This is a genomic window from Brevibacillus reuszeri (genome assembly GCF_001187725.1).
Lineage (GTDB): Bacteria > Bacillota > Bacilli > Brevibacillales > Brevibacillaceae > Brevibacillus > Brevibacillus reuszeri.
In genome coordinates this window covers 153,493-165,990 of record NZ_LGIQ01000007.1, presented here as the reverse complement: position 1 = coordinate 165,990, position 12,498 = coordinate 153,493, and the positions used below count along the sequence as shown (strand labels likewise).

10 protein-coding genes and 1 pseudogene are annotated in these 12,498 nt (G+C 46.0%); 3 read left to right on the top strand and 8 right to left on the bottom strand.

Translation table 11 applies throughout. The annotated features are described in order from the left end of the window. Positions 1-21: 21 nt before the first annotated feature. From ADS79_RS10490 to ADS79_RS10455, 8 genes and pseudogenes are all read right to left on the bottom strand, one after another. Positions 22-333, bottom strand: a pseudogene (locus ADS79_RS10490) (amidohydrolase); the annotation flags it as partial. A 363-nt stretch (positions 334-696) separates the two neighbouring features. After that, positions 697-2,742, bottom strand: coding sequence for an endonuclease MutS2 (locus tag ADS79_RS10485; RefSeq protein ID WP_049738366.1), 2,046 nt, complete (start codon positions 2,740-2,742; stop codon positions 697-699). Between the two features lie 396 nt (positions 2,743-3,138). Then, positions 3,139-4,095: an ABC transporter ATP-binding protein gene (locus tag ADS79_RS10480; RefSeq protein ID WP_049739048.1), complete on the bottom strand. Its 957-nt coding sequence runs from the start codon at positions 4,093-4,095 to the stop codon at positions 3,139-3,141. Between the two features lie 20 nt (positions 4,096-4,115). Beyond that, complete coding sequence (locus ADS79_RS10475; RefSeq protein ID WP_049738365.1) at positions 4,116-5,111, bottom strand: ABC transporter ATP-binding protein; 996 nt, start codon at positions 5,109-5,111, stop codon at positions 4,116-4,118. Between the two features lie 11 nt (positions 5,112-5,122). Further along, the gene (locus tag ADS79_RS10470) at positions 5,123-6,028 is read right to left on the bottom strand and encodes an ABC transporter permease (protein ID WP_049738364.1); all 906 of its coding nucleotides are present in this window, start codon (positions 6,026-6,028) and stop codon (positions 5,123-5,125) included. Between the two features lie 15 nt (positions 6,029-6,043). Further along, on the bottom strand, positions 6,044-6,964 hold the full coding sequence (locus tag ADS79_RS10465; protein ID WP_049738363.1) for an ABC transporter permease: 921 nt from the start codon (positions 6,962-6,964) through the stop codon (positions 6,044-6,046). 115 nt (positions 6,965-7,079) lie between these two features. Continuing rightward, entirely contained in the window at positions 7,080-8,690 is a 1,611-nt protein-coding gene (locus ADS79_RS10460; protein ID WP_049738362.1) for an ABC transporter substrate-binding protein, read from the bottom strand. 409 nt (positions 8,691-9,099) lie between these two features. After that, positions 9,100-10,491 carry a M20/M25/M40 family metallo-hydrolase gene (locus tag ADS79_RS10455; RefSeq protein WP_049738361.1) on the bottom strand — a complete coding sequence of 464 codons (1,392 nt, stop codon included), beginning with the start codon at positions 10,489-10,491 and terminating at the stop codon, positions 9,100-9,102. Positions 10,492-10,873: 382 nt separating this feature from the next. Between ADS79_RS10455 and ADS79_RS10450 the strand changes: the two genes are divergently transcribed. The 3 genes from ADS79_RS10450 to ADS79_RS10440 all read left to right on the top strand — a co-directional run bounded on the left by ADS79_RS10450 (position 10,874) and on the right by ADS79_RS10440 (position 12,498). Further along, positions 10,874-11,533, top strand: a complete 660-nt coding sequence (locus tag ADS79_RS10450) for a CPBP family glutamic-type intramembrane protease (protein ID WP_049738360.1) — start codon at positions 10,874-10,876, stop codon at positions 11,531-11,533. A gap of 81 nt (positions 11,534-11,614) precedes the next feature. Next, positions 11,615-11,785, top strand: coding sequence for a hypothetical protein (locus tag ADS79_RS10445; protein ID WP_049739047.1), 171 nt, complete (start codon positions 11,615-11,617; stop codon positions 11,783-11,785). Positions 11,786-11,970: 185 nt separating this feature from the next. Then, positions 11,971-12,498, top strand: a complete 528-nt coding sequence (locus tag ADS79_RS10440) for a tetratricopeptide repeat protein (RefSeq protein WP_049738359.1) — start codon at positions 11,971-11,973, stop codon at positions 12,496-12,498.

Here is a 12,498-nt window from a genome sequence, read left to right as displayed (position 1 = left end):
ATTTTTTTCTGCCATGAGAATAGCGTGCATGACACCAGGGGTTTTAGAAACAAAATCAAACGTATTTTCTTCCTGGATCGGCAACGCATCCATATCTGCGCGAATGCCAAACGTTTTTCCTGGCTGTGGGCCAATCAAGCGGGCCATCACACTATATTTGGTAGGACGGCTGACCTCCAGATTGCCAAAAGAGCACAGCGTGTCATAAACAAATTGCGATGTATTTTCTTCTTCAAAGGACAGCTCCGGGTTTTCATGGAGATAGCGTCTCCATTGAATAACCTCCTCTTTTACGCTTTCCACTGCTGCTTGTAATGTCGATGATTGAAACATAACTGCTTCCTCCTTTTTGAAAATGGCTTGTTCTTACTTCTGTGCACAGTACCTGTTCGTAACCGTTTTCATCTTTGCTGAACCATCATTCCCCTCTTTCAAAGCTGGCAATAAATTTGTAACGCGTATTTCTTGCATGTTTGGTGCCAACGCTTTTGGGAATGATGGAGCCTGTATAAAATCTTGCCATTCCGCTGGCAGAAAGACTTGATTAACAAGAGCTTCGCTACCATTGAATGTTTTATCGCGAATTCGGAAATTGCCTCTCTTTTAAGATTTGTCTGAATTATTTTTCCGTTCATTTTCGTTCCATGAAAAAAAGAGGGGGAAAATTTTCTCCCTCCCCTTATAAAAATTTTTACCCTATTGCCAGTCCTCCCGTTTTGTTTCGATCGAAAGTCCCTCCACGTATTTTCGGTTCATCATTTTCCGCTTTTTGCGGTTTTCCTTTGTCTCAAACACGATGTCCATATCATAATCGTTTGGATAAAGCTCTTTTTTCTCGATGTGCAAAACGATTCGTTTCTTGTTGATCTTGTATTTCTGGTTTTGTATCATGACGCCGACATTGCCTTTTGAATCCTCAGCTGCACACACAATCCCCGTCCTGCCCAAATAAGACACGTACACGCAATCGCCTACCTCAAAAACCTTTTTGAGTGGCGGGCTGGCTTCTAGTGCTTCGTCGGTTTGCTCTGCCTTCGTATCGTTGGCAGCTGGATTTTCCATACCGGAATCGGTTTTTTCAGGATCAGATGACTTGACCGCCGCAAGCAAGTCATCTCCTTTCGGTACATCATGCTGTTGGATAATCGGCTCAAATCCGTCAAGCGCGTCATCCTCTTCGCTTCCCTCCATCTTCGTTGACTGGGCGCCTGAGGAAAAGCCGTTTGCCGTAATCTCACGTGAGCGGCTGATCATTTCAGCTGGAATTCCCAATTTCAATGCGATTAAAAATGCGTAGCTCTGACCTGCCTCTCCGATTTTCAACCGATACAGAGGCTGCAACGTATCAGCATCAAATTCCATCCGAGCATTCTGAAAGCCTGGTGTAACCGAGGCAAAATTTTTGATTTCGTTAAAGTGGGTAGTGGCGATAACTGTCGCCCCTCTTTTTTGCAGCTCCTCCAATATCGCAATCGACAAGCCTACGCCTTCACCTGGATCTGTCCCCGAAGCCATTTCATCGATCAGTACGAGAGTGGAATCATTCGTGATCTTCAAGATCTCAATGACGTTGTGAATATGTGCCGAGAAGGTGCTGAGAGCGTGCTCGATGCTTTGACCATCACCGATATCGACTGCAAGATTGGAAAAGATGGAAAATGTACTGCCTTCCTGAACAGGAACGAGCAGCCCGGATTGCACCATGACAGTTAGCAAGCCAACGGTTTTCAGCGTGAGTGTTTTCCCGCCTGTGTTTGGACCGGTAATGACTAACGACTTGTATTTTCGTCCGATTTGGAAGTTCAGCGGAACCATCTTTTTACCGAGCAGTGGATGTCGCGCTTCGTGCAGAACCACGATGCCGTCCTCATTGATTTGCACATTTTTCGCCCCAAGTGCCAGCGCGTATTTGGCTTTGGCAAAAAGGAAGTCGTAGGCTCCAACCGTTTCTACATTGATCTGAAACTCGTGTGTGAACTCCTCTGCCAATGCGGACAATTGTATGAGGACCTTGGTTACTTCACGCTCTTCCTCCGACCGTAGCGCCGTAAGCTCAAACTGTAGTGTATTCACTTCTGTCGGCTCCATATAGACCGTTTGACCGCTCGCCGATTCGTCCAGCACCATACCGTTGACTTGCCTGCGGTATTCTTTCTTGATCGGCAGCACGTATCGTCCATTCCGTGTACTGAGCGTATTTTCTTGCAAAATCGTGCGGTACTTGCTCATCAAGGAATCCAGCTTGGTCTTCAGTCGTTCTTCAAAAACGGCGATGCGCTTTCTCGTTTTCAGCAAATCTTTGCTGGCCGTGTCTACCACTCGCCCATGCCGGATACACTGCTCGATTTCCGCTTTCAGCTTGCTCATCGGATACATCGAAGCGGCATACGTGCTGACTCGCGGTGCAATATCGGCTTTGGACGCCATGTACTTCATTAATTGCGTGACACTCGTCATGAATTGCGTCATATGCAAAAAGTCTTTTTCACTGAACACATAACCTGTTCCCAGTAGCGATACAATCTGCTCGATTCCTTCCAGTGAGGGGATCGGTACACTGGCTCCGTACTGGATCAGGTCTTTGGCTTCTGCTACTTCATCAAGTTTTTTTCGCAGGACTTTGCTTGAGGTCATCGGCATCATTTGTTCTACATGCCGTTTCCCGACGTACGAAATGGCGTGATCCATCAGTGCTTCCTTGATATTGTCGTACTCTAATCGTTGTAAGGCTTTTTCGTTCATGCTTGAACTCTCCTTTGGGAAAATGGTTAAAAATCTGTACAACAAAAAAGGGCGAAGAATGAACAAATGTCATTCTCCGCCCTTTTTTTGGTTACCTAAATAAACTCCACCCAAATAAAAAATCCGTGCTAAGCTTACGCACGGATGTGGGTGCAATGATTTTAGGTGTATACCTAAGGCATTGTATGATATCCGTTGTTCTTAACTAATCCCAAGGCCATTCACAAACCATTACAAATAAACTTTGCTAAACTAGCAAAATTTCGAAAAATGATTTATGGGAAGCCTCTATATGGAATTTGCTTTAGTTAAGAACTACCGCCGACATCAACATCTCTCCTTAGATAAGGTTACACACACTATAGCTTACAGCTTATGGAATCGTCAAGAGCACAGCTATTCCAGCGGAAAGTGACAGGCTACGCTTCTTCCCGCTATTTGCGTCAGCCCTGGCTCCTGACTCTTGCATCTATCCTGCACATACGGACACCTCGTATGGAAGCGGCAGCCAGCGGGAGGATTGAGTGGACTCGGAATATCCCCCTCCAGAATCAGCTTCTCTTTTTGTCTGGAGTGCGGGTCTGGGATCGGTGAAGCTGCAATCAAGAACTTTGTGTAGGGATGCATCGGGTTGTTGTACACTTCATTTGTTGGACCGAGCTCCATGATTTTGCCTAAAAACATGACACAGGTCCGATCAGATAAATAACGCACGACGTTCAAATCATGAGAAATGAATAAATAAGTCAAATTTTGCTGCTCCTGCAGCTTGCTTAGCAGATTAATGATTTGCGATTGAATAGAGACATCGAGTGCGGAAACCGGCTCATCACAAACCACGAATTTGGGATGGAGTGCGAGTGCCCTCGCAATGCCAATTCGTTGCCTTTGCCCACCACTGAACATGTGCGGATATCGTGAACCATACGCTTTTCGCAAGCCGACCAGCTCCATCAGCTCAGCTACTCTTTCTTCTCTCTCCCTTCGCTCCAGCGATTCATGCGTTACCAATGGCTCCGCAATAATGTCAGTCACTTTCATCCGGGGGTTTAGAGAGGCGAATGGGTCTTGAAAAATGATTTGCATCTGTTTTCGCAGCTCACGCATTTCTTGACTGTTTAATTTGAATATATCCCGTCCTTCAAAGAAGGCTTCTCCTTCTGTGGCTTCGAGGATGCGCAGAAGAGTCCTGCCGAGCGTGCTTTTCCCACAACCAGACTCCCCCACAACAGCCAGCGTCTCCCCCTCATAAATGTCAAAGCTGACATGATCCACAGCATGTACGATGCCCGCTTTCCTTTTGAACAGACCTTTGTCCACTGGAAAGTACTTTTTCAAATTGCGCACCTTCATCAGTTCACGAGCCACAAAAGTCACCCCCTCTCGTTTTTGTATTTCAGACAGCGTACCATGTGCCCATTTCCCGTATCGACAAGCTCCGGCTCCAGCACCCGGCAGGTGGCATCTGCATATTCACAGCGCGGGTGAAAGCGGCAGCCTTGTGGCAAATGAAGCAGATTGGGAACCATTCCGTCGATGCTGTACAATCCCTTTGCTTTGTTCTGATCGACATTCGCACGTGGAATCGATTTGAGAAGACCTTCTGTGTAAGGATGCTTCGGGTTGTCAAACAGCTCGTACACATCTGCCTGCTCCATGACTTTTCCTGCGTACATAACATAGACGTAATCGCACATCTCTGCGACAATGCCCAAATTATGCGTAATCAAAATGATCGAAGTATCGACCTCTTCCTGAAGCTTTTTCATCACTTTTAAAATCTGGGCTTCAATCGTCACATCCAAAGCAGTCGTTGGCTCATCCGCAATCAACAGCTTTGATTTGCAGATCAAAGCCATCGCAATCATCACACGCTGACGCAGTCCACCGGATAGCTGGTGCGGAAATACTGAGTATCTTTTTTCTGCCTCAGGAATCCCAACCTGCTTGAACATCTCGATTACTTTTTCCTTGGCTTCCTGCTTGCTGATACTGCTATCGTGCAGAAGCAGCGTTTCGGCGACCTGCTTGCCGACGGTGTACACCGGGTTTAATGAAGTCATCGGCTCTTGAAAGATCATGGAGATTTGATTGCCCCGAATCGAGCGCATCTGTGCTTTGGACAGCCCCACGAGATTGCGACCTTCGAAAAGAATTTCTCCATCCGCTATTTTTCCAGGCGGACTAATCAACTGCATAATCGAGAGCGAGGTCATACTCTTTCCACAGCCTGATTCTCCCACGATCCCGATGATTTGCCCTTTTTTCACCTTGATACTGACATCATCCACCGCAGGGATGACGCCTTTATCCGTGTAAAAATACGTTTTGAGGTTGTTCATTTCGAGAACAGTATTTTTATCTCCCATCCAAATCTCCCCTATGATTTCAAGTACGGATCAAGTGCATCACGCAGACCATCTCCCAGGAAATTAAACGCCAGGACGACAATTAAGATCGCGATGCCTGGAGAAATAGCTACCCAAGGGGCATTGAACAAAAACTCTTTTCCGTTTGATACCATAAGGCCCCAGCTTGAGGCTGGCGGCTGCGCACCTACCCCGAGAAAGCTCAGGCTTGCTTCGGACAAAATGGCACCTGGTATTTCGAGCGTAAATAGCACGAGCAGCTGGGGAATACAGTTTGGTAAAATATGGCGTATCATAATGATGTACGGCTTGACGCCGATCGCCTTCGCAGATTCTACAAACTCCTTGTTTTTTAAAGACAGGGTCTGCGATCTCACAACCCGCGCCGTCCCCGCCCAGCCTACGATACTGAGCGCTATAAAGATATTTAACAGACTTGCCCCGAGCGTATACATTACCACCATGGCGAGAAGCAAGGAAGGAAAGGAGAGCACCATGTCCGAGATCGTCATGATTGTAAAATCAGTCTTCTTGCCAAAATAGCCTGCAACAATCCCGAGAACGATTCCAATCGTCATTGTAATCAGGCTGGGGATAATCCCGATTAATAGCGAAATTCTGGAGCCGTAAATGATTCTGGACAGTACGTCACGGCCAAACATATCCGTCCCGAGCCAATGCTCGCCGCTAGGCTTTAGAAATTGCTGATCGAGATTGACCTCATATGGATCATGCGGTGCGATCAAAGGGGCGAATATCGATACGAGAATAAACAGTAGAATCACGATTCCGCCTGCTATCGCCATCCTGTCTTTGATCAGCGACTTGAATACATCCTGCCAAAACGTCTCTTTGACCAGCTCATCACTTGCTTCAATCAGCTCGCGCTTCGTAATGACATTTCGAACGACATTCATCTGCGGACACCTCCTTTAGTCATATTTAATTCGGGGGTCTAAAATGGAATAAAGAATGTCAGCTACCAGATTCCCGATAATGACGAGGACTGTCGTAAACATAACAGCACCTTGCAAAAGAGGCATGTCCCTATTTTGGATCGCATTCACGGCAATTCTCCCTATGCCGGGAATACCAAAAATACTCTCCGTGATGACCGCTCCAGACAACAGTCCAGCTACCTGCAGGGCCATCACCGTGACAACGGGAAGCATGGAATTTTTTAATGCGTGGTTGATGATTACTTTCAGTTCCCAATTTCCCTTTGCTCTGGCTGTTCGAATATAGTCATTGCGCATGACTTCCAGGAGGCTTGATCTCGTCAACCTCGCAATCGTTCCCGCCGCACTCCAGCCCAATACAATAGCTGGCATGATCATATATTCAGGGCCACTGAAGCCTGATACTGGTAAAATGCCAAGCTGCAGCGAAAAGATATACTGAAACAGCAGCCCTGCCCAAAATACAGGGATGGAAACCCCGAGCAGGGAAAAGCCCATGATCGAGTTGTCCAGAAACGAGCGCTTCTTCACCGCTGATAAAATGCCCGCTGGAATCCCGATCATCCATGAAACAAAAGCCGCTGAGATTGCAAGCATCAAGGTATTCGGGAAAGCGTCCATCAAGAGGGTCGAAACGGATCGATTCAGCTTGTAGGAAACGCCGAAGTCACCTTGGACCGCTCCCCACAAAAACCGAAAAAAGCGGACATAAGCTGGATCGTCCAGATGCATCTGTGCACGGACGCGTTCGACCACATCTGGGCTAATATGCTCTTTCATCATGAGCGCAATTGGATCACCAGGAATCACATTCAACAAAATGAACGTGATGAGTGCGATGCCGAATATGACAGGTATGGAAATCAGAATCCTTTTCGCAATATAGGCTCCCATCTTGCTCCTCCTTTTCCAGACCTGCTACGATGTAAAAATAACTACTTGTTGACAGTAGTTATTTTTACAAGGAGCATTTTTCTTTTGAGATAAAAGTAATTCACTATTCAGATATTTATTCCGTGATTTCGATTCCGTAGTAGTTCATCGATGTCCATCCGTTCCAAGACACTTGGAAGTTCTTCACTCTCGGCTGTACAACAAATAATTTATTGAGCGCAAACAATGGAATCCAGGCAGCGTCGTCTTGCGCGATGATTTTTTCCAGGTCCTGATAGATTTTGACTCTCTCTTCTTGGTTGACCATCGTTCTTGCCTTGAGCAGCTTTTCGTTTACGTCCAGATTTTTATAGTTGTAGGATCTAGCCACTGTATTTTTTTGAGAGAAGAACGTATAGAAAAAATTGTCGGGATCATTGTAGTCAGCTGACCAATCCGCATGATAGGCAGGAAGCTCTCCTACTTTTCGTGTAGCAAAATAAGCGGACTCGTCCATTTGCTTGATCTTCACGCGTATGCCTACCTTTTGCAGCATCGATTGAACCGTCTCATTGATTTGCAAAACGGTTGGTCTGTCAGAGATTTGTGCAATTTCCATATCGAATCCATCCGGGTAGCCTGCTTCTGCGATCAACGCTTTTGCTTTTTCCGGATTGTATTCAATTTTCGGCAAGTCCGGGTTGTATCCTAACAGTCCTGGAGGCGAAATTCCGTTTACCAGCGTGCCTTCACCGTGATACAGCTTGTCCAAAATGGTCTGACGATCCACTGCCATTTGCACCGCTTTTCGCACCCTTACATCATCGAACGGCTTGAGGTTGGCATTCAGCGAATAATAGTAGGTTCCGACGATCGGTCCTTTGACAATATTGTTTTTCCACTTGTCATTGTCTCTAAATTGTGGGATTTGGGAAGCGGATGAGCTCAAATCAAAAATGTCCAGCTTGCCGGTTTCAAACATGATTCTTTTGGTTTCCGCATCTGGTACGATTTTCATCTCAATGCCGTCAAACTTGGGGGCTCCCTGATAATAATCCGGGTTGGAGGCCAGTACAATCGTGTCGTTCAATGTCCACGATTTCAGAGAAAAAGGACCCGTACCAATCGTTTTGGAAGGCTCGATACCAAACTGATCTCCCGCTTCCGTGGTCGCTTTTCTGTTGTAAATCGAGCCTGGCGGTGTAGCAAGATTCGCTACAAACGGGGCAAATGCTTCTGCGAGTGTAATTTCAATCGTATTGTCATCGATCACTTTGATTCCGCTGACACTGTCTGCTTTCCCATCCATCCGTTCTTTGGCACCCGCGATCATGTCCAAAAAGTCGGTGTTCAACGCCTTGGTTGCGGGATTCAGCATCCGATCAAACGTGAACAAAACATCATCAGCCTTAAAGATTTCTCCATTGTGGAATTTCACATTTTTTCTGAGATGAAAGGTGTAAACAAGCCCGTCCGGCGATACATCCCAGCTCTCGGCAAGTCCAGGAACCAGCTCCGATTTCCCCGGTGAGACAGTTTTTGCTTCTACCAGACGATCGTAAATGTTCAAGGGCAGCGTATATTCCGAAGTCGTTAATTGTACATCTGCAGTTCCGGGATCGGTTGATTCTGAAATCGTCAGCATTCTGCTTCCGCCGCTGCTTTTTGCACAGCCACTTAATACACTTACCGCCAGCATTAATAAAATGATAGACAATGAGACCAGAGACTTCGCACCTTTTTTCATCGGCAAGCTCCTCACATTTTGAAGTATGATTCTCTCTCAAGCGACAATCGTATAAACAAACACTACGAAACGGAAGAGTAACTCGGCTGCCAGAGTGTAAAATGATAGATGATGGCTATGTAGATGAGAAAAACCACCTCCATCTCGATTTTTTACTACTATAATAAAATAGTACTCGTATTCTTCTATTGCGTCATTGCGCATTTTGTATAAATATTCAGATAAATTAAACGCTTTAAAACGATGAATTTATACAAATTTTATAAAAATTCTGTTTTTATAGACGACCAGGAATGGGTTGCCTCCTATTTTTTTACATAAATATCCATATGAAAAAGTATAGATTAAAACGCCAAAAACGGCAGACCGTATCACTGTCTGCCGTTTCGTTTGTGTGAAGCAACGACTCCTACTCAAAAGAAACGCTTGGGGAAGCTTCTGCTTGTTCATAGCTGATAAACAGTTCAACCATATATCGAATCGCTTGTTCAAAATCAGCTAGCCGAATCGATTCGTTGGGACCATGAATCTGATCGCCCCACCAGCTGCAGCCGATAGACACAATCGGCTTTTCCTCCCCTAGATATTGCCCGAACAAACTCATCGGACCTGAGCCGCCGAAATTCGGTAGAAGAGCAATGTGATTGTCCCCGTACACGCGCTGCGCTGTTGTAATCACTGTTTTTGCAAAAGGATGATGGATGTCAGAACGAAACGGCATCAGGCTGCTTAAAACACTGACCCGAATATCATCAAACCCGTGCTTATCCAGATGGGCACGGATTTTACTGGCGATGTCCTCTGGAGTTTGTCCCGGCACCAGTCTGCAGTCGAGCTTTGCCTGTGAACGTTTTGGCAGGATCGTTTTTGTTCCCTGACCCGTGTAGCCACTCTCGATCCCACAAACCGTCATCGTTGGTTCAAACAAAAAGGTATCCCTCGCGTTTTTTTCCTCGACGATGAGCGGTCGTTTCAAACCAAAGATTTCTTTGACTCCTTGGGCATCAAATGGATAGTCTCTGGACCATTGCCGTAATTCTTCAGCAGGTGGAACGATCTGGTCGTAAAAGCCCTCGACGGAGATGCGATTATCAACGGTGCGCATTGAGGAAAGCGCCTGAATCAAGCGCCATGCCGGGTTGTCCAGTACTGAGCCGTACTGCGAATGGATGTCGAGCTCTGAGCCTTCGCAATCCAATTGCAGGTAGCACATCCCCTTTACACCCATAATAATCTCAATCTTTTCGCCTTTATTCTTTTGGCTCCATTCCCAAATAGAAGCGTCGGCCTGGAATAAACCTGCATGCTTTTGCAGCACGTTTTCTAATGTGGGGGAACCAATCTCTTCTTCTCCCTCGATCAGAAATTTTACGCGGCAAGGCAAGCCCCCGTTATTTTGCAGAATAGAGATGGCCTGCAAGCGAACGATGAGGTCCCCTTTGTTATCCGAAACCCCACGTGCAAACATTTTTTCATCATGAATTTCCGCACCAAAAGGTGGATAGTTCCATTCCTCGATTGGCTCTGGCGGCTGTACATCGTAGTGATTATAAAACAAGATCGTCTTGTCTGGATCGCCATTTGGTCCCGGCTCAAAAACAGCATAGACGACTGGATTTCCACCACAATCATTGAGCAGTTGATACTTCCCATTCGCTTTGGTAATCAGCTCTGTTAAGATGTGAACGGTTTCTAGTATTCCTATTCCCTGGGCGCTGATACTCGGTTGCCTGCAATAGTCTTGCAGCACAGATATGGCTTCTGGCAGCTGCTCTTTGACCAGCTGTTCCCACCTCGTCATTCGATCACCTACTTTGTCGTTTTCTTTTTCCTTTATTCAATTGAATTCATGAATATGTATATTTAATGAACGCGTTTTTTATCATATCGACACCGCAAATAATTGTCAATACTTTCAGTCAATTCACCCTCATTCTTTACTTCTCCTGCTTCCTACACAGAAATGGTATTTTGTGGTATGGTCATAACAATTACTTATTTCTGGAATTCCGTTTATTTTCATACAAAGGAGCGTGCCATATGAATAACCAAGGACCGGATAAGCTGATCTTGTATGTAGGCTGTGGCCTCGTCGGTTTACTCGGTTTCTTCGTGCTTGTCGGAATCATCAATTTTATTTTGTCCGGAAGCAGGTAAATCCAATATAAATGGGGAGTTTCACTATGCATACCTGGTCAAAGGAACAAAAAATTCTGCTCATACTTGCCCCAACTCTGGTCGTCTTGCAAATTGTCTTTTTTCAATTGTTTGTTCATTTCTTCGGAGACACGTGGGGATATTTGCTCGGCTATGTCGTTTACTGGCTCGTATGGTGCATCCCGGTCCCTCTTCTTTTTCTGAAGCAAAAACAGAGCAGGTTGTGGACATTCCCTACGTCTGCATCAAAAAGCTGGGTACACATACTGAGTATCTCTCTGATTTCCTTACCTGTCATTGCTACATTTTTTGCTGTATTCGCTCCATACATATCGCTTGCAGGCTGGAAGATCGCACTCCTCGCGCTCTTGTTTGCACTTATCAATGCACCTCTCGAAGAGCGATTATGGCGCGGTGTCTTTCCCGTTTATTTTCCCCACAGCCGCTTGTTTGGTTTCCTCTACCCTACTCTTTTCTTTGGGTTGTGGCACTTGGCTCCTGCCTTGGCCAAGGATTCAGGAATGGATGGGGGAATACTCAGCTTTGTCGGCGGAGCATTGTTCATGGGGCTATTATGGGCATGGTATTCGTATCGTTTCAAAACGATCCTTCCCACCACTGTCGCCCACATTTTGACCAATACTTTTGCATTTACTGGTTTTCTCTATGTCAATTGGTTTAGCTGAGTTAGCGATTTTTTGTATAAAATGATCGTTTAGGAAAAAGCTATGACAATACCTGCTATGTCCAAGAAAGGTTGTGACAATATGGAGGTTCGTGAGGGATTAATTCCAGCCGTACTAGGGACTATTGTTACAGCAACTGGTTACGCCTTGAAGAACACGGAAAAAGTGAGCCCGACAGTGACGAACACGATCGTAGGCTTTGGACTCGCACACGTCGTTCTGGGCGCGATCGACCTGATCGAGCATAGGTAGGTAGAGCAGGGTGGGCAGATTGCTCGCCCTGTTTTCATTTTTAAATCGTAGCGAGTAAGCAGAAACAGGTATCAGCTGTAGACATGGTTCCGCCAGCCTTCCACTTTGCAAAACTATGGATCGATTTGTTTTCTGCTAAACTAAAGGGAGTATCAAATGTAGTTGCCAAGGAGGGAGGTGGCTAGATGCCCATGAATCAATTGCAGCAAATCTTAAACAAAGTAGATGCAACCCGCTCCATCCGTCAATCCGACGAAAGCAGCTTTACTGCCATGCTTGAGGCCGCAAGACAGGAACTAATTCAGCTTGCCAGCGAATTCCCTGCAGATGCGAAAGTTGCCTATGAATGCGCATCCGTTCATGATTCACTCGGTTTGGAAACGGAAGCGGTTCCTTACTACGAAAAAGCGATCGCATTAGATACACTTGACGTCGAAGATTTGCGTGGAGCCTACCTCGGACTGGGGAGTACATATCGTTGTATCGGACAAGTAGAAAAATCGATATCGCTGCTGACAAAAGGGATCGCACTCTATCCCGATGATCATTCCTTGCGTGTATTTCTTGCTCTCGCCAAATATAACGCCAAAGATTATGAAGGCTCTGTGCAGCTGTTGCTCGATAGCTTGATCGAAACCTCTTCCTCGGAGCATATCCAGCTTTATCGTCGCGCGCTCCGTTACTATCGCGATCATTTAGACCAGACCTTTTAG

What these genes read in the sequence shown, in the direction of transcription:
- ADS79_RS10485 (WP_049738366.1), bottom strand. Translation starts at nt 2,742, where the DNA reads ATGAACGAAAAAGCCTTACAACGATTAGAGTACGACAATATCAAGGAA.
- ADS79_RS10470 (WP_049738364.1), bottom strand. Translation starts at nt 6,028, where the DNA reads ATGAATGTCGTTCGAAATGTCATTACGAAGCGCGAGCTGATTGAAGCA.
- ADS79_RS10440 (WP_049738359.1), top strand. Translation starts at nt 11,971, where the DNA reads ATGCCCATGAATCAATTGCAGCAAATCTTAAACAAAGTAGATGCAACC.
- ADS79_RS10450 (WP_049738360.1), top strand. Translation starts at nt 10,874, where the DNA reads ATGCATACCTGGTCAAAGGAACAAAAAATTCTGCTCATACTTGCCCCA.
- ADS79_RS10480 (WP_049739048.1), bottom strand. Translation starts at nt 4,095, where the DNA reads ATGAAGGTGCGCAATTTGAAAAAGTACTTTCCAGTGGACAAAGGTCTG.
- ADS79_RS10460 (WP_049738362.1), bottom strand. Translation starts at nt 8,690, where the DNA reads ATGAAAAAAGGTGCGAAGTCTCTGGTCTCATTGTCTATCATTTTATTA.
- ADS79_RS10465 (WP_049738363.1), bottom strand. Translation starts at nt 6,964, where the DNA reads ATGGGAGCCTATATTGCGAAAAGGATTCTGATTTCCATACCTGTCATA.
- ADS79_RS10455 (WP_049738361.1), bottom strand. Translation starts at nt 10,491, where the DNA reads ATGACGAGGTGGGAACAGCTGGTCAAAGAGCAGCTGCCAGAAGCCATA.
- ADS79_RS10475 (WP_049738365.1), bottom strand. Translation starts at nt 5,111, where the DNA reads ATGGGAGATAAAAATACTGTTCTCGAAATGAACAACCTCAAAACGTAT.
- ADS79_RS10445 (WP_049739047.1), top strand. Translation starts at nt 11,615, where the DNA reads ATGGAGGTTCGTGAGGGATTAATTCCAGCCGTACTAGGGACTATTGTT.